At 58.7% G+C, this 17,442-nt stretch carries 11 protein-coding genes; 2 read left to right on the top strand and 9 right to left on the bottom strand.

Features of this window, described 5'->3' with window-relative positions; translation table 11 throughout:
* Window positions 1-110: 110 nt before the first annotated feature.
* Complete coding sequence (locus APT89_RS23735; RefSeq protein WP_072201822.1) at window positions 111-1,169, bottom strand: HNH endonuclease; 1,059 nt, start codon at window positions 1,167-1,169, stop codon at window positions 111-113.
* A 233-nt stretch (window positions 1,170-1,402) separates the two neighbouring features.
* Between APT89_RS23735 and APT89_RS22815 the strand changes: the two genes are divergently transcribed.
* A complete protein-coding gene (locus APT89_RS22815; protein WP_041910988.1) occupies window positions 1,403-1,672 on the top strand; it encodes a hypothetical protein in 270 nt (89 codons plus the stop codon).
* Window positions 1,673-2,325: 653 nt separating this feature from the next.
* Here the strand turns inward: APT89_RS22815 and APT89_RS22820 are convergent.
* The 5 genes from APT89_RS22820 to APT89_RS22840 all read right to left on the bottom strand — a co-directional run bounded on the left by APT89_RS22820 (window position 2,326) and on the right by APT89_RS22840 (window position 8,935).
* Entirely contained in the window at window positions 2,326-2,712 is a 387-nt protein-coding gene (locus APT89_RS22820; protein ID WP_041910989.1) for a hypothetical protein, read from the bottom strand.
* Between the two features lie 223 nt (window positions 2,713-2,935).
* Entirely contained in the window at window positions 2,936-3,268 is a 333-nt protein-coding gene (locus APT89_RS22825) for a hypothetical protein (protein WP_041910990.1), read from the bottom strand.
* Window positions 3,261-7,472 carry an RHS repeat-associated core domain-containing protein gene (locus tag APT89_RS22830; RefSeq protein ID WP_060573726.1) on the bottom strand — a complete coding sequence of 1,404 codons (4,212 nt, stop codon included), beginning with the start codon at window positions 7,470-7,472 and terminating at the stop codon, window positions 3,261-3,263. The genes APT89_RS22825 and APT89_RS22830 overlap by 8 nt, the downstream gene beginning before the upstream one ends.
* A gap of 17 nt (window positions 7,473-7,489) precedes the next feature.
* Entirely contained in the window at window positions 7,490-7,927 is a 438-nt protein-coding gene (locus tag APT89_RS22835) for a DcrB-related protein (protein ID WP_060573728.1), read from the bottom strand.
* A 117-nt stretch (window positions 7,928-8,044) separates the two neighbouring features.
* Window positions 8,045-8,935 (bottom strand): oxidoreductase, encoded by an 891-nt coding sequence (locus tag APT89_RS22840; protein ID WP_060573730.1) that lies wholly within the window; start codon window positions 8,933-8,935, stop codon window positions 8,045-8,047.
* A gap of 104 nt (window positions 8,936-9,039) precedes the next feature.
* Here APT89_RS22840 and APT89_RS22845 point away from each other — a divergent pair, with 104 nt between their 5' ends.
* Window positions 9,040-10,161, top strand: a complete 1,122-nt coding sequence (locus APT89_RS22845; protein WP_060573732.1) for a YbdK family carboxylate-amine ligase — start codon at window positions 9,040-9,042, stop codon at window positions 10,159-10,161.
* Here the strand turns inward: APT89_RS22845 and APT89_RS22850 are convergent.
* From APT89_RS22850 to APT89_RS22860, 3 genes are all read right to left on the bottom strand, one after another.
* Entirely contained in the window at window positions 10,112-13,246 is a 3,135-nt protein-coding gene (locus tag APT89_RS22850; protein WP_060573734.1) for an efflux RND transporter permease subunit, read from the bottom strand. The genes APT89_RS22845 and APT89_RS22850 overlap by 50 nt on opposite strands.
* Before the next feature lie 9 nt (window positions 13,247-13,255).
* A complete protein-coding gene (locus APT89_RS22855) occupies window positions 13,256-14,320 on the bottom strand; it encodes an efflux RND transporter periplasmic adaptor subunit (RefSeq protein WP_060573736.1) in 1,065 nt (354 codons plus the stop codon).
* Window positions 14,321-14,403: 83 nt separating this feature from the next.
* Window positions 14,404-17,112 (bottom strand): cation-transporting P-type ATPase, encoded by a 2,709-nt coding sequence (locus APT89_RS22860; RefSeq protein ID WP_060573739.1) that lies wholly within the window; start codon window positions 17,110-17,112, stop codon window positions 14,404-14,406.
* Window positions 17,113-17,442: the final 330 nt, after the last annotated feature.

The following is a 17,442-nucleotide window of genomic DNA, read 5'->3' on the forward strand; positions in this document are numbered from 1 at the left end:
AGCTTAGAATTAATTTAGCGATTAACATGTTTATAGTCCACTCTTAACCAAGAGTGGACGTGATTTAATTTTATCAATTCCGCTAGGAGCGAGGAAGGGAGGTAGGTGAATTAAGTGCATGAACCGTCATCATGTTTATCACTCCAATATTGCCGATGATTTAGCAAATGAGTGATTAACGGCCAATCTTTCTTATTTTTTGGTAACCTTAGGTTTCTACCATCTAACTCTGCATATTCTGTCCCAGCTAGCTGTTCAGATATCCTTATTTTCAGTTCGACATCAATCCAGAGCAAACCACGATCAAATAAAGTATGAATATCTGTTTTCAATAGTAAACCATGCTGGGCGCGGGTATGCCAGGAACCGGCATAAGGTATTATATGAGCAGCCTCTAGTAACACCTGGATAGAACAACCTGTTACCGCACATCTGCCGTCATAAGCTTCGATGAGTTTTCGTCTAAATACGGGTTGCCCTTCCCGAACAATAACTTCACGTAGAGCTTTTAGACGGATGTCACCTCCATCCTCCGGGGATTCCGTGAATAATTCATCCCTTGCTTCAAGTACTAACCGATCATATGGCCTTGGGATAGCAATTTGAACTGGCGTTCTCCCATCGTCGCCAATATCCCATATACCGTGCAGTTCTTGAACATACAGTTCATACCGTGTATTTCGTAGGTTTCCTGTACGAAACAACACGTCGTATGGGTTGCCCTGGTCAGTACGAGCGCTTTTACGGCTACCAAGATATCGATACCGTGAATTGCTATTAACAGTTAATGCATCCAGTTGTATGCGAATCTCGCTTTCTTTCAGGGTGGCGTTGCTGTTACGGATCCACTTAACAATATTTGCAGCAGAGGCGGAACCGAGTTGTGTAACGGCATACCATACACGTAGGTATAGTGGATAATGCATTTCTTCAGGGATGATACCTGGCTCACTAGCAACATATGTTGAGAAATTATGATGACGCATCCACTCTCCCCATTGGCGAGAATGTGTACTAATACCTATACGATGTGGTTCGCGTTTACCAATTTCGTCATTAAATTCCTGTCGGGAGGGGGCTCGGCCTAGTTTATCATAAAGTTCATCACAACACTCCCATACAGCCCGTACCAACGGCCCTTGTGGATATCCATCTTTGCGCAGATTCATAAGTATTCTCCGTCAACGAGCTTATCCTGAGATGAGTGATATGCAACTCTGGCATAAAATGCGCCATAATTCATCAGGCTTTTATGAGCGATAAGCGGAAGTTCGCAGTCTTGCCGCTGTATCCTGTTCGAATAGCCAATCACTAGTGTAGTGGTTTAAATCGACGAGGTACTCGCGACAAGAGATTTCTTGTTTGTCAGTAATGCTATTGTTCTTTATCAGGGAGGTGATGAGTGGAAGATATACTTTTTGTGATGAGCTGGATTAAGGATCATCATGTGGTGTCATTAACTTTTGGAGTCTTATCTGCAATTTTATGGATTAAATCTGCCACAGCAAAAGTAGAGCTAGGCAAAAAAATTGTCATGGTCACATATGAAGAGCCCGAACTTAATGTAAACCTCCATGATTTCTTCGCCACTGCGCGGCTTCAATCTAAGTACAATTCATTTGCGGCATTGTCTGCGGCTGCAACAGCGCTATCCCAGATTCTTGGTTTGTAATGCAGGCCTGCCCCCATTGATTAATATCCAGTGGTATTGGCCCTGTCCGCTCCTGGCACGGAGCGGACAGGGTAACTGGGTTGGAGGTCCGCTCTGAGCGATCTGCGGACACTACTAACAGCGTTCTGTGTGAATCAACGCGGAGCAGGTCAAGGCAAGAAGTCTCTGGTAAGTCGGGTCCTTAACGGAAAGCGCACGCTAACGCTGGATCATATGCGCGCGCTGGCGAAGCGTTTTGGCGTGCCGGTGGGTGCATTTATGGGGAATTGATTTGGATGGAATTCTACTAGGTATTAAGAAAAAAGTGACGCAGCCATCCTATTTGACGTTAAACGTTGGCTCAACATTTGCGCCATCTGCTCGAAATGGCTCGCCTACATTATCAGAGTAGTAACGAGGATAAATATATAGCGGCTATAACCTTACGGTAATGCAACGTGCTTGTCGGTCACCTACCGCGGCGCACAGTTCAGGTCGGTGTTGAACCAGTAAATGTTACAGCTGTTCTGGTCACCAAGATGTTCCCCTGCGCCAGCGGGATCCAGGTTTCATTCAGGTCGTAAATGTAAGTACGACATAGGCCAGCATCCTGCAGCAGGCGGTAATCCTGCCACAGGAATGGGTCTAACCGATCGGATAGACATAATTAAATTTTATAAAAATGCTGTTTCGCCACTACCAATTTTCTTCACTTCAAGCCCTTTAAATTTGATGCCAATCCCATGTTCCTCATCTAAGTTGGTCGAGAACATGAACCCAAATTCATTGTCCTCATCTGGGGATAGATAAACTTTCAGCAAAATCAAGTCTTTTGCATCCGCACCATAAATACGCTTGCTATATGCTTGGGTTTCAGTTGCGATTTTCTCGAAAAAATCTTTCTGTTTCTTAATAAGAAAATCGATGTCTTTTTTCATTTTTTCATCGACCGAATCAGATTCAAGGTTTATGCACTGGACGAGAGAAGGACCAAATACCGATAATACTAAATCTACTGAAATACCTTCATCGTCTTCATAAAAATCCAGTTCAAGTGACATTGCGCCCCCTATTTTATTTGCAACTCAATGAGTTGGCTGTTTTCTTAGTTTCAAAAGACTCGTACTTAACCCCGTGATATTTTCAAATTGACCTATAGAACCTCAATGCGAGAAAGACACAACGAAGTACAGTAATTTTTTCTCTAATGAAACATTAACCATCAGGGGATAAAAAAAGAGCCGGTAAGGATTATTTCCCAACCGACCATTTACAATACATAAGTTACTTTCTTGAGAACGGGAAAAGACATTCCCTAAAAGAAGCTTCCTTCACTTCACTTTGAAATTCTCGACCATTTTCAAGTTCTAATTTATCTAATTTAGCCAAAACAAACCTTTCGTTCTCAGCATGACCTTTATTATAAAAATCAATAGATTGCTGCCCTAAATCATCAATCTCTATTAGTTTAGAAAAAATAGAGTTAATCAGAGGACTACCTGCATACATTACAGACTCGGTTTCCTCACATGAAAATTTTAAATACATTATCGCTTTTTTTAAGGCGACTACTTCACTTTGACTTAAAGTCAATTTTTTTTCTCGGTTATCAGCCACATCTACCTCCTCTAGACTTTATTTGTTCCTGATTCATCTTCAGTCGTTGCTCATAAGGTAAATGGGATACAATATCATAAGGATTTTTACCTGCATGAAGTACCTCACCTAATTTCAACCGGCCTGAATGAATGTATTCTAATTCGGAACTCTGGATAATGTTACCCATTTGGGAATTATCAGCTTTGAATATAATTGAATAGTCGCCACGTCCTGCATGTAATGGATCGTTAATGAAAATATCTCTCATTGCATCCTGAGGTGACATTAATATATCAGTAACATAAACCTTACCTTTTGAGTTAGGTTCAATAACTCCGGTATTCATGATGCGATCTAAGCCAGCCTTATCCGTATAATGGATAAATACATCTTCCCCGCTTAAGCCCCAAGGATCGATCCAAGATAGCGGATTCGGCGCATACTGATAAAGGTTCCACCCACCATTCAGCCCAATCGGATCCTGCACAATAAACCGCCCGACCTGCGGGTCGTAGTAGCGGAACAGGTTATAGTGCAGCCCCGTTTCACCGTCAGCGTACTGCCCGGCATAGCGAAGCGGCTGGTGCGCCATCGACGTGCGATTCACAACCCGAGAGAACCCTTCGCTCTGATGGCGCACCTCGCCAAAGCTGCCGTACTGGCCGCTCCAGCGCACCGCGCCGCGTTCGTCGGTCACTTCCAGCGGCGCGCCGTTCAGGTCGGTGTTGAACCAGTAAATCTCACCGCTGCTCTGGTCACGAAGATGATCCACCCGCGCCAGTGGGCTCCAGGCCTCATTCGGATCGTATACATAGGTGCTGCACAGCCCGCTCTCCTGCTGCTCCTGCAGCAGGCGGTAGCCCTGCCACAGGAAGCGGGTGTCGGTGGTGCCGTGCGTCGTGGTGACGATTTTGCGCGTGCGGCGGCCCAGCGCGTCGTAGTGATAGCGCGCCTCAAACCGCCCTTCCGGCCCGGTTCCCCGGGCGGACACCAGACGGTTCTCGGCGTCATACGCATAATGCTGTTCATACAGCCCGTTGCGGCGGCTGACCAGGTTGCCCCAGTGGTCGTATTTCATAAACAGCGCCTGCCAGTGCTGCAGGCGGTTATCCGTGACCGGTACCGGATCGTCATTGGCGGCGAGGTTATCCGCGGCGTCATAGCTGAACTGCGCGCGGCTGTGCCCCTGTCGGGCCTCGTAGTGCTTCAGCAGGCGCCCTTCGGCGTCGTAGCCGTAGTCCACCTCACCGCGCAGGGTGTCGCTGACGCCGGAAAGCTCACCGCGCGCGGTATAGCGATACAGGCGTTCCAGTATCGCCTGCTCCGGCAGGGTCACGTCCGTGCTCAATTCGCTGCGCTGCAGGGTGCGTCTGCCGAGGCTGTCATACTGGCGGAGCTGTTCGCGCGCGCCCTGGGTGCGGCGCACCTCGCGGTGCAGGCGGTCGCGGGTGAACTCGGTCACCAGCTGCTGCCCGAAGCGGATGGCGCTGACGTGGCCGGAGCCGTAGTGCAGCCAGGCCAGCTTTTGCTCGCCGGGCAGCGTCAGGCCGGTCAGGTTGCTCAGGGCATCCCATTCGTAGCCCACCGCGCCGTTAATGCCGGACTCGCTCAGCACTCGCCCGGCGGCGTCGTGCCGGTAAGCGATCTCATCGCTTTCGATACCCAGGGCAACGCCTTCAGCGGTTGGTGTGCGGCGGATGCGGGCGATCTGGCCGCTCAGGTCGCGGAAGTAGCGGTACTCCGCGTGGCGCTGAGTGCGACCGATCAGCAGGCCGCTGTCGTCATAGCTGAACTGCTGGACGCGACGGGCGATGCCGCCGTCGGCGGCAGGCCGGCCGTTTTCTTCGAGCGCGCAGAGGAACCCTCGCGCGTCCCATTCCATATGGCGCACGGTCTCGTCCGGGCGCGTTTCGCTGAGCGGGCGGCCCACGGCGTCGTAGGTGAAGCGGTATTCCGCCCCGTTGCCGTTATCGAGTCGCAGAAGGTTACCGCGCGGGTCGTAGCGCCACTGGCGCACGCGGCCAATACGGTCGGTAAGGCTGACCGGGAGGCCGAGCGCGTTATAGGTCCAGCTCACCTCGCTTTCCAGCGGGTCGCGCCAGCCCGTGAGCTGGCCGCGTTCGTTCCACACCAGCGACTCGCGGCTGCCGTCCGGGTGGATCACGGCGCTCAGCAGCCCGGCGTTGTTCCACTCCCGGCGCGTGATGTTCCCTTCCGCATCCTCGCTGGTAATCAGCTGCCCGAAGCGGTCGTAGGTGAAGCGGGTCACGCTGCCGGAGCAGTCGGTGCGCTGCGTCAGCAGCCCCTGGTGGTTCCAGACCAGGCGCACCACGCCGCCCGTGGCGTCGGTGATGCTCTCCGGCAGGTTTTCTTCATCATCGGGATAGCGATACGCGGTGGCGCTACCGGCCGGATCCGTCTCCGAGAGCAGGCGACCGCGAAGGTCGTACCTGGCCTGCGATGAGGTGCCGTCCGGGTACACCGTGCGGGTGATGCGGTCGGTCAGACGATACCAGTGATACTCCGTGCGACGGCCCGCCGGGTCCGTCTCGCTGGTCATGCGGCCGTATTTGTCCCACGTGCTGCGGCGCATCGCCCCGCCGGGCAGGATGACGTCGCAGAGCTCGCCGTCGCGGTAGACAAAGGTCGTCTGGCGACCGTCGTAATCCGTGAAGCGCGCGACGTTGTCATCGTCATCCACCAGCCAGTGCGCCTGCGCGCCGTCTTCGCGGGTCGCACGGCGGGTGCCGTTATCAAAATCGTATTCGAACGTCAGCTGTTCGCCGCCGCTGTGGCGGAAGCCGACCACGCGCGGCAGGCCGTCAATCTCCCGCCAGCGGTATTCGCTCAGCAGGCCGTTGGCATCCTCATGGGCACTCATCAGCCCGTCCTGCCAGCGGAAGCGTCGGCGCACGCTACCGCCCCGGCCGGTCACACTGACCAGCTGGCGCTGTTCATCATAAGCGTAACTGACCAGGCAGATCTCGTCATCCAGCCAGGCGCCGACGAGCCTGTCGCGGTCGTAGCGGCAGACCACGCGCTGGCCCGCGCTGTCGGTCAGGGCATGCAGGGTATTATCCGCATTCCACTCGAAGAGGATAGCGTTGCCGCAGGGTTCAGAGATGCGCTGAAGCAGCGACGGAGCATCATCCCGCAGCGGCGCATAGTGCCAGCGCTCGCCGCTGACGTCATACACCGACCAGCTGTCGTCCTGGTGGTGTTCAAGCCAGTTCTTTTCGCTTTCACAGTAGGTGCGCATCCCTTTCGGGACCTTCGGGAAGGCGACGTAATCGCCGGACGGCGCGCGCCACACCAGGCCGTCCTGATAAGGCTCCAGGCGGCTTTCCCAGAACAGGCTCCAGCCGCGGCCCAGCACGCTGTCGCCGGGGTTGCCGCTGCGCCAGTAGCGCTGCCAGCGCACAGGAAGACGGGAAGGCAGGATGAAGTCCAGCTCATCATCCCCGCTGAGAAACTTCTGTCCGCTGACGATATCCACCGGGCGGGCGATGATCCCCGCGGCCGCCACGCCGGTCATCAGCGTGCCGGCGCGGCAGGCGATACGGGCCAGCTTGTTGATCCCGGGAATTTTCCCCAGCAGCTTAGACAACGCCCCGACTTTGCCGGCGGCACCGCCCCAGCCGCCAATCAACCCGGCGAACAGCAGGGTAAGATCGGAGACTTTATAGAGCCACTCGGGCACTTCAGACTGAATGGGCAGGGTTTGCTGCGGATCGCCGCCGATAATGACGTTGTCCGAACCGGTCATCACCTTCGCATCGCAGGTGGTGCGATCCCCGATGCGGGCCGCAGGCAGGCCGTTAATGGAAACACGCGAGGAGCCTTCGGCCATCTGCTGCGAGCCGTCGTCAGAGCACTTCACCGCGCTGTCCGTGGCCATGGCGGCGGGTTTACCGTTGATAAACACATTGGGCGAGCCGGAGGTGATGACGCCTTTCTTCGTCATGCTGGATGCCCCGGCGTCCGCGATGCTGTCCCGGGCGGCGGTTGCCAGCTCCCCGGTGTAGTATCCCACGGCCAGGCTGGCGCCGACGAGCAGGACGCCCACGCCAAGGCAGGATGCGCCGAGTCCCGCAATAAACATCGCCCCCGCCAGAATGCCCCCGGCGGCGGCAATCAGGCCCCCGACAATCGTTCCGGCAATCATCCCGGCCAGCACACCGGAGTGGCCGATATCATCACCTACGCGTGCAGCCTCAAACATAACAACGGTCCCTGGTGTTAATGGTGGAAGCGGAAGCTCCTGAGAAGATCGCCAAACAGCGCGCCGTCGGCATCGCCCGGCGCGCGAGTGCAGGTCATGGTGAACACCAGAATTTTATCGTTCTCGACGTTAAATACGGCCTGCTGCTGCCAGATGCGTTTCCCGTCGCGCAGGTAGCTTGCATGGACGGTTTCACCCTGCAAAAGGCCGTCGCCCAGCGTCGCGGCGCTGCGCTCATCCTGCTTCCAGCCCTTGATGTGTTTTGCCATCAGGGCGAGCTGGCGATCGATATACGCGGCAAGCGCTTCGCCGGGGTTGAGGGCATCGCGGGAGATGTTGAACGCTGGCGCATCCGCAGCGGGCGGCGCGAATACGTTGACGGTACGATCCTGATAACCTTCAGGAAAAGCGATCAGTCCTTCACTGAAAAGGCACTGCGAAGTTGGTTCTGACATTGAGCGGGTCCCACCACATTTTTTCAGAAGCGGTAAGTTTCGCATATGTGTTTAAGGCTGACTATCCCCAGATTATTGCTCCGCGGACACCCTCGCCGAACGGAAAAACAGCGGCCGTTAGCCCGGCCCCTCGCTCCCCGTCGCCAGCAGCGGCACCACCACGTCGCTGATGGGCACCGCAATGCCATGTTTGCGGCCGTAGCGCTGGATGACGCCGTTACGGATATCCCACTCCATCGGGCGATCCGCCTGGCGGTCGGCGAGAATCGACGTACCCAGGTCCTCAGGCGCTTGCTGGAAGTTCGCCAGGATCTCCTGCGCCACGTCATCGTTCAGCTTCGCCCCCTCAGCGCGGGCGACGGTCAGCCCTTCGCGCAGGTAGGCCAGGGCCAGCTCGCTGATATCCTCGCGCCTGAACATCCCGGCGCGGCGGTTGGCCAGCACCATCAGCCCGGCGACCGCGTTTTGCAGCAGCTTGCGCCAGGCGACGGTGGGGAAATCTTCCGAGAGCTCAACCGCGCAGCGCGTATCACGAAGCGCTTCGACCACCCGCTGCGCCTGCGGCACGTCCGGCAGCGTCAGGCGCGGCTTCGCCCGGAGCCAGACGGAGGCATCCGGCTCGCGCTGCGCCGGGAACCAGACCACCGACGGCAGCACCATTGCGCCACTGACCAAAGGCTCAAGCTGCGCCTTCTGCTCTACGCCGTTTTGCAGGGCGCAGACCACGGTATTTTCATCGCACAGCGCGCGCAGCCACCCGGCGCTGTCGGCGTTTTGTGTCGTTTTTACCGCCACAAAAACAAGATCTGCGGGGCGAGTAATGACGGACGGATCGGTGAATACCGGCCCAGGCACCACCGTTTCACCCTCGTCGTAGCGCAAACGCAGCTCAGGATGCGCGGTGCGTCCGCACAGCAGCGGCGTGCGGCCCGCGTCATGCAACACCGCGGCAATGGTGGTGCCAATCGCACCGGGACCAATCAGCGCAATGGTTGGATGGTCAGACATGAGTCACTCCCCTTTTGCTAAGCCTGCTATCAGTTATACCACCCTGAGACGAGCGCGCCACACCCGTTGTCTATACTCAACATTCACAGACAACGGAGTGCGCCATGCCCTTACCCGATTTCAAATCCTCTGAACCGTTCACCCTCGGCATCGAACTCGAACTGCAGGTGGTTAACCCGCCGGGCTACGATCTGAGCCAGGACTCCTCTGCCCTCATCGCCGCCGTCAAAGACGACATCAAAGGCGGCGAAGTCAAACACGACATCACCGAAAGCATGCTCGAAATCGCCACCGGCGTGTGCCAGAACATTGACCAGGCGGCGGCGCAGTTCTCGGTGATGCAGCAGAGCATCCTGCGCGCGGCGGCGGAGCAGCACATCCAGATCTGCGGCGGCGGGACGCATCCGTTCCAGAAATGGCAGCGTCAGGAGGTGTGCGACGACGAGCGCTATAACGTCACGCTGGAGCGCTTTGGCTACCTGATTTTGCAGGCAACGGTGTTCGGACAGCACGTGCACGTCGGCTGCCGGACCGGGGATGACGCCATTTATCTCCTGCACGGCCTGTCGCGCTTCGTGCCGCACTTTATCGCCCTGGCGGCCGCCTCGCCGTACATGCAGGGCACCGATACGAAGTTCTCCTCGTCGCGGCTCAACATCTTCTCCGGGTTCCCGGATAACGGCCAGATGCCGTGGGTTAACAGCTGGCAGGAGTTCGAAGGGCTGTTTCGCCGCCTGAGCGCTACCAGCATGATCGACAGCATTAAAGATCTGCACTGGGACATCCGCCCCAGCCCGCACTTCGGTACCGTCGAGGTACGGGTGATGGATACCCCGCTGACGCTCGGCCACGCGATTAATATCGCCGGGCTGATCCAGGCGACGTCCCACTGGCTGCTGACCACGCGGCCGTATAAGCATCAGGAGCGGGATTTTCTGCTGTACCGCTTTAACCGTTTTCAGGCGTGTCGCTACGGGCTGGAGGGGGTTCTGACGGACGTGCATACCGGCGAGCACAAAACCGTGGCGGAGGATATCGCCTGGCTGCTGGAGCAGGTGGCGCCGTCGGCCGAGAAGCTCGGCGCAACGAGCGCCATCAAGGAAATTACCCTGCTGTTAAAGCAGGGCAAGAGCGAGGCGCAGCGCATGCGGGACTTCATCGCCGACGGCGGCTCGCTTATTTCTCTGGTTCAGAAGCACTGCGAGCTGTGGGCGACGAGTCCGTAAGGCCGTGGCCCCACTCGCGCAGGCGCTGGAACAGCACGAACAGCGCGGGGATAAACACAATCCCTACCACGGTTGCCACCAGCATGCCGCTGAACACCGTGGTGCCAATGATGCGGCGGCTCTGGGCACCCGCCCCGGTCGCCAGCATCATCGGCAGGACGCCGATGATGAACGACACGGCGGTCATCATCACCGCGCGGAAGCGGCGCGATGCCCCTTCCCGCGCGGCATCGACAATCGCCATCCCGTCCATCCGCCGCGCGCGGGCGAACTCCACGATAAGAATCGCGTTTTTCGCCGCTAACGCGATCAGCAAGACCAGACCGATCTGCACGTAGACGTCGTTGGCGTAGCCCGCCAGCCATAGCCACACCAGCGCCCCGCCGATGGCGAACAGCACCGAGAGCATCACGCTCGCCGGGAGCGTCCAGCTCTCATACTGGGCGACGAGGAACAGCCACGCCATCACCACCGCCGCCAGCACAATCCAGATCGCCTGGTTGCCGGTCTGCTGCTCCTGATACGACATGCCGCTCCAGGCGTAGTCGTACCCGGCTGGCAGGTTTTCCGCCAGAATCTCGCCCATCGCCGCCATGGCTGTGCTGCTGCTCACCCCAGCCGCTGCCGAGCCGCTCACCGATACCGACGGGAACTGGTTGTACTGCTGAATAAATGGCGCGCCGACGGTCGGCGTGATGGTGACGAGGTTGCTCAGACGCACCCGCTCGCCGCCGTTGCTGCGCACGAACAGCTCGCTGATCTGCTCTGCGCGCTCGCGCCACTGCATCTCGTTCTGCATCACCACGTGGTAGACGCGGTTGTTGACGCTGAAATCCCCGGCGCGCGTGCCGCCAAAGGCGGTTTGCAGGCTGCTGAAGATGCGCGACACCGGCACGTCGAGCCGGGCCGCACGCTCGCGGTCAACGGTCAGCGTCAGCTGCGGCACGTTGCTGCTCCAGGTGGTGAACACGCGGCTCAGCTGCGGATGCTGGTTGGCTTTCATCAGCACCTCGCGGGTGACGCGCTCCAGCTCCGCCGGGCTCTGCCCCGCCTGCGCCTGAATGCGCAGGTCGAAGCCAGAGGCGTTGCCCAGCCCCGGCAGCGTCGGCGGCGCGAAGGTCATAATGGTCGCTTCCGGCAGGGCCAGCAGCTGGCGCTGAAGGGTGCCCATCACCTCGTCCAGCGGCGGGCGCTCGCTCCAGTCCTTCAGCATGATGGAGATAAACCCGCCGTTGGAGGCGCTGGTGCCGTTGAGGATGTTAAACCCGGAGACCTGAATGACGTCTTCCACCGCCGGGTTTTTAGCGATCAGCGCGCGCGCGGTGGTCATCACCGCTTCGGTGCGCTCCAGCGAGGCCGCCTCCGGCAGCTGGACGCTGGCGAAGAAGTAGCCCTGATCTTCCTGGGGCAGGAAGCCCTTTGGCATCGACATAAAGCTGAACGCCACCACCGCCGCCGCGCCTGCGGTGGCCAGCAGCGCCAGCCACGGACGTCGGTTGAACACGCTCACTATCCGGGTGTAAAGCGTGCGCGTGGCGTCCAGCCCACGGTTGAACCCACGGAAAATGGCGGCAGGCTTCGCCGGACGCGGGCGCAGCAGCATGGCACAGAGCGCGGGCGTCAGGGTCAGCGCCACCAGGCTTGAGAGCGTGACGGCGGTCGAAAGCGTCACCGCGAACTGGCGGTACAGCTCGCCCACAATTCCCGGCAGGAGCGCCACCGGCACAAACACCGCCAGCAGCACCAGCGTGGTAGCAATCACCGGCCCGGCAATCTGGCGCAGCGCCAGCGCGGTCGCTGCCGTGCGGCTCTGCCCTTCCGCCATCAGGGTTTCGACGCTCTCAACCACCACGATGGCATCATCCACCACCATGGTCAGCGCCAGAATAATGGCGAACAGGCTCAGCGTGTTGGCGGAGTAGCCGAGCGCGTAGAGCACCGCAAAGGTGCCCACCAGCGACACCGGAATGGCGAGGGCGACAATCAGCGTCGCGCGCCAGCTTTGCAGAAACAGGGAAACGACCACCACAACCGCCAGCATGGTCAGCGCCAGCGAGACGCCAATCTCTTTAATGGTGGCGGCAACGAAGGTGGTGGTGTCGAATTTTACCTCGTAGACCAGGTCGTCCGGGAAGCGCGTCGAGAGACGCTCCAGCTCCGCGCGCACCGCGTCGGCCACGCGCAGGGCGTTAGCGGACGGCGTTGGGTAGATGCCAAGGTAAGCAGAGTCATGCCCGTTCAGCTGGGCGCCCGAGCTGTAGCTGCGCGAACCGAGCTCGATGGTGGCGACGTCCTTCAGGCGCACCAGCTGGCCCATCTCCCCGGCGCGAATAATGATGTCGGCAAAGTCTTCGGCCTGGCTTAAGCGCCCCAGCCCGTTGATGGTCAGCGTCTGCTGCTGGCCGTTGAATACCGGTGGCGTACCGATCTGGCCCGCCGCTCCCTGCACGTTCTGCTCGCGCAGCGCCTGCGCCACGTCATCGGTGGTCACGTTCAGGGCGTTCATGCGGTCCGGCCGCAGCCAGATGCGCATGCTGTAGTCCCGCGCGCCAAACATCTGCACCTGTCCCACGCCCGGCAGACGCGACAGCGCCTCGCGCACCTGCGTGCTGGCGTAGTTGCTGACGAACAGCGGCGTGTGGGTGTTGTTCGGTGAGTAAAGGCTTACACCCATCATCAGGTTGGTGGCGCGCTTGCGCACCTGCACGCCGTTTTGCTGTGCCTCGGTCGGCAGCTGCGCCACGGCCTGCGCCACGCGGTTTTGCACGTCGATGGCGGCGAGGTCCGGATCGGTCCCTGCCGCAAAGGTGATGTTCAGGCTGTAGCTACCTTCATCCGAACTGGTGGACTCCATATAGAGCATGTGATCCACCCCGTTAAGCTGCGTCTCCAGCGGCGTGGCGATGGCCTCCGCCACATCAGCCGAGCTGGCGCCCGGCCAGCTGGCAGAAACATTCACCACCGGCGGGGTGATCTGCGGGTACTGCTCCACCGGAATGATCCTCAGCGCGATGGCCCCCAGCAGGGTGATGACCAGCGCAATCACCATCGCGAAGCGCGGGCGTTTGATGAAAAACGTCAGCATGATGGCTCCTTAATTGAGTATCTGGACGGCAGCGCCGGGCTGCACGCGCTGCGCGCCGTCGGTAATCGCTCGCTCACCGGGCTTCACGCCGGAGGCAATCTGAAACTGCTGGCCGGTCTGTCCGGCCACGTTCAGCGGGCGCCTTTCGGCGTTGCCGTCGGCGTTAACCACCCAGGCGAAGAACCCGTCGCCGTTCTGCTGGACCGCGGCGGCAGGCAGCGTCAGCACCGGCTGCTCGCTCGCCGGACGCAAATAGACGTTCACGTTGCCGCCGGGCAGCAGCTGGTGGCGCGGGTTAGCAAACTCGGCGCGCAGCATCACGCTGGCGGTGCGCGGGTCGATCCGGTTGTCCACGGAGGTAAGTTCCCCGCCGACGCGCTGGCCGTTGCTGTCGATCAGCGCCTGCCAGGCCTGCTTCATGGCGCTGATATCCGCGTGCTGTCCGACTTTGGTGGCAAACGCCCCCTCTTCCAGCGCAAAGGCGATGCGGATGGGATCGAGCTGCACCACCTCCACCAGCACGCCGCTGGCAGGATTCACCAGGCTGCCCACGTGGAACTGGCTGTGGCCCACGCGACCGTCAATCGGCGAGGTGATGCGGGTGTAGTTCAGGGTGACGCTGCGGGTGTCGAGCCGGGCTTTCGCCTGCTCCAGCGCGGCGCTCGCCACATCGCGCTGCATGCGGGCATTATCCACGTCGTGACGGCTGATGGCGTTGCTGCTGCCCAGGCTTTCGAAGCGGGAAAGCTGCTGCTGCGCCTGACGCAACGTGGCTTCAGCGCTTCTCACTTCAGCCTGCGCCAGACGCAGGGCAGCGCGCGGCTCGGCGTCGTCCAGCTCGAACAGCACGTCGCCTTTTTTCACGTACTGCCCGTCGCGGAAGTTGATTTTCGTTATCACGCCTTCCGTACGCGCGCGCAGCTCGACGGTGTGAATGGCTTCGATGCGGCCCGGGATCTGGCGCTCGGCGGCATGGGCGGTCTGCTCCACGGTGGCGACGCGAACGGGGATCGCGGCGGCGAAGACGGGTTGCAGGGTACTGACAAGAAGGGCGAACAGGAGTGGAAGTTTCATGGGAGTACCTCAGCGTTGTTTCTCCCCTCACCCCGGCCCTCTCCCCAAAGGGGCGAGGGTTAGGGTGAGGGGTAAGATTTTCGTTATGCAGCCTTACGGAACCTGCGGGTCAGTCGCTTCTCGATTTCGACGACGAAGAACATCACCCCAGCCACCGCCAGCGTCACGAACCAGTAGCGCAGCGGCAGCGCTTCGGTGCCGAACAGCATCTGCATAAACGGCAGGTAGATAATCGCCGCCTGGAGCAGGAACAGGACGCCCGTTACCAGCCAGATCCCTTTGTTCGCCAGCAGGCCGCGGTTGAGGGAGAACCCTTCGGTGTTGCGGCAGTTAATCATGTACACCCACTGGGCGCAGACCAGCATCTGCAGCAGCACGGTGCGGATGAACTCCGCGCTGTGGCCGCGCGGGGCCAGCCAGGCTTCCAGCGCAAAGGCGGCGATGGCAATCATGGTGCCGACGAAGGCCACGCGCCACACGGCGTAGGCGTCCATTACGTGCTGGCCGGTCTGGCGCGGCGGGCGGCGCATGATGTTGCGCTCGGCGGCTTCAAAGGCCAGGCCGAAGGAGAGCGTGGCGGAGGTGGCCATGTTCATCCACAAAATCAGCACCGGCGTCAGCGGAATGATGTTCCCCGCCAGCAGCGCAATCACAATCAGCAGCCCCTGCGCCAGGTTGGTCGGCATGATGAACAGGATGGTTTTCTTCAGGTTGTCGTAAACGCGACGCCCCTCTTTCACCGCGCTGGCGATGGTGGCGAAGTTATCGTCCGTCAGGACCATGTCCGCCGCCTCTTTGGTGACTTCCGTGCCCTTAATGCCCATCGCGATGCCGACGTCCGCCTGGCGCAGCGCCGGGGCATCGTTTACGCCGTCACCGGTCATGCCGACGATTTCACCTTTGTCCTGCAGCGCTTTCACCAGGCGCAGCTTATGCTCCGGGCTGGTACGGGCAAAGATGTCATATTTCACCGCCGCTTCCGCCAGCTCGGCATCGTCCATTTTCTCCAGCTGATAGCCGGTGACCGCCTGCTCGCTGTTGCTGATCCCCAGCATCTGGCCGATGCTCATCGCCGTCTGCGGGTGATCGCCGGTGATCATCTTGACCCGGATCCCCGCCTGCTGGCAGGCGTTAATCGCATCAATCGCTTCCGGGCGCGGCGGATCCATCATTCCGGCAATGCCGAGGAAAATCAGGCCGTGGCTCAGGTCGTCGTGCGTTAACGCCTGCTCGCCGTTCGCCGGCTTGAACGCCGCGGCAACCATGCGCAGCCCCTGACGCGCATAGCGCTCCATCTCCGTTTCCCAGTACGCGCGGTTGAAGGCTTCCGCACCGTTGCGCGTCTGCTGCTGGTTGCACAGGGCGAAAATGACGTCCGGCGCGCCGGTAATCAAAATCTGCTCCTCACCGCCAATCTGGTAGTGGGTGCTCATGTACTTGTACTGCGAGTCGAACGGGATCTTGTTAACCAGCGTGGTCACGACCGGCTCGAGGTGGGCCTTGGCCGCCAGCACCTTCAGCGCGCCCTCGGTCGGCCCACCGGTAATGCCCCACAGGCCGCGCTCGTCCTGAATCAGCTGGCTGTCGTTGCACAGGTCAACGGTGCGCAGATACTGCTCCAGGACGGTGCCCGGCTGGATCTGCACCGGCTCGTCGCTGCCTTCCAGGTAGATATTGCCTACCGGCTCGTAGCTGTTGCCGTCCACGCGGTAGCAGACGTCGGCGGTGATGATGGCTTTTACCGTCATCTCGTTCATGGTCAGGGTCCCGGTTTTATCCGAGCAGACCACGGTCATCGCGCCCAGCGTTTCAACCGTCGGCAGCTTGCGGATAATCGCCCGCTTGCGTGCCATCGCCTGTACGCCCAGGGAGAGGATGATGGAGATAATCGCCGGCAGGCCTTCCGGTACGGAGGCGACCGCCAGGCTGATCAGGGAGAGCAGCAGCTCGCCCATCGGGATCTCGCGGAACATCAGGCTGAAGACGAACAGCGCGGCCATCATCGCCAGAATAATGACGAAGATGGCTTTACCGAGCTTGTCCATCTGCACCAGCAGCGGGGTACGGTGCTTTTCAATGCCCGCCATCATCTGGTTGATGTGGCCGAGTTCCGTATCCTTACCGGTCGCGGTGACCACGCCGACGCCGCCGCCTGCGCTCACGGTCGTCCCGGAAAAAACCATATTGGTGCGGTCGCCCAGCGGTAATTCGCCGCTCAGCGAATTCGTGTGTTTATCCACCACGGTGGACTCACCGGTCAGAATCGCCTCCTCCACGCGTAAATTATGCGCTTCGATTAAACGCATATCCGCCGGAATACGATCCCCCGCGCGCAATACAATAATATCGCCCGGAACTATTTCCGTCGTTGGTATGGTTTCATGGTTGCCGTTGCGAATAACGCGCGCCTCACTGGAAAGCATATTGCGAATACTCTTCAGCGATTTTTCTGCGTTGCTTTCCTGAATATGGCCAATTAGCGCATTGATGACCGCCACGCCCAAAATTACCAGCGTATCGACCCAGTGACCCATTACCGCCGTTAATACCGCGGCGGCCAGCAGAACGTAAATCAGCACATCGTTAAAATGGGCCAAAAAACGCAGCCAGGCGGGTTTACCTTTTTTCTCCGGCAGCGCGTTCGGCCCTGTTTTTTGCAGACGCGCCTGCGCCTCTGCACGATCCAGACCGCTGGCCTGGCTCTGCACGTGGGTAAGCACCTGCTCTGCGGTCTGCTGGTATGCCAGCCCGCCGGAAGGCGGCACGTTTGGGGAGTATTTTTTTTCGGTCATCATATTTTTCCTTCAATATCCGGTGAACAGAAGCCTGAATTCCTTTCTGGCTTAAATAAATTGATTTTAAAGTCTTGCGGGTAAAATTGATCTACCGCAATATATTTACCACTGGGTTATTCAAAATTGATTAAAATTATTTCGACGAGCTGATTTTTACAAAATATTTCTAAACCAATCCTAAACGAGGGGGAACCATGTTTGGTATTTATCGCGGACGGCGCCTGGCGTTATACATTGTCGCAGCCATTGTTATTGCGACGTTAATTGGATATAGCACCTATATGTTTGTAAAATTATTTTCGTGATGCAGACATTTATTTACATAGC

Source organism: Enterobacter sp. 50588862 (assembly GCF_001462935.1).
Lineage (GTDB): Bacteria > Pseudomonadota > Gammaproteobacteria > Enterobacterales > Enterobacteriaceae > Enterobacter > Enterobacter bugandensis.

Bases quoted from the DNA above. Each gene is read 5' to 3' on its own strand.
- APT89_RS23735 (WP_072201822.1), bottom strand. From the start codon at position 1,169: ATGAATCTGCGCAAAGATGGATATCCACAAGGGCCGTTGGTACGGGCT.
- APT89_RS22820 (WP_041910989.1), bottom strand. From the start codon at position 2,712: ATGTCACTTGAACTGGATTTTTATGAAGACGATGAAGGTATTTCAGTA.
- APT89_RS22830 (WP_060573726.1), bottom strand. From the start codon at position 7,472: ATGTTTGAGGCTGCACGCGTAGGTGATGATATCGGCCACTCCGGTGTG.
- APT89_RS22835 (WP_060573728.1), bottom strand. From the start codon at position 7,927: ATGTCAGAACCAACTTCGCAGTGCCTTTTCAGTGAAGGACTGATCGCT.
- APT89_RS22840 (WP_060573730.1), bottom strand. From the start codon at position 8,935: ATGTCTGACCATCCAACCATTGCGCTGATTGGTCCCGGTGCGATTGGC.
- APT89_RS22845 (WP_060573732.1), top strand. From the start codon at position 9,040: ATGCCCTTACCCGATTTCAAATCCTCTGAACCGTTCACCCTCGGCATC.
- APT89_RS22850 (WP_060573734.1), bottom strand. From the start codon at position 13,246: ATGCTGACGTTTTTCATCAAACGCCCGCGCTTCGCGATGGTGATTGCG.
- APT89_RS22855 (WP_060573736.1), bottom strand. From the start codon at position 14,320: ATGAAACTTCCACTCCTGTTCGCCCTTCTTGTCAGTACCCTGCAACCC.
- APT89_RS22860 (WP_060573739.1), bottom strand. From the start codon at position 17,112: ATGACCGAAAAAAAATACTCCCCAAACGTGCCGCCTTCCGGCGGGCTG.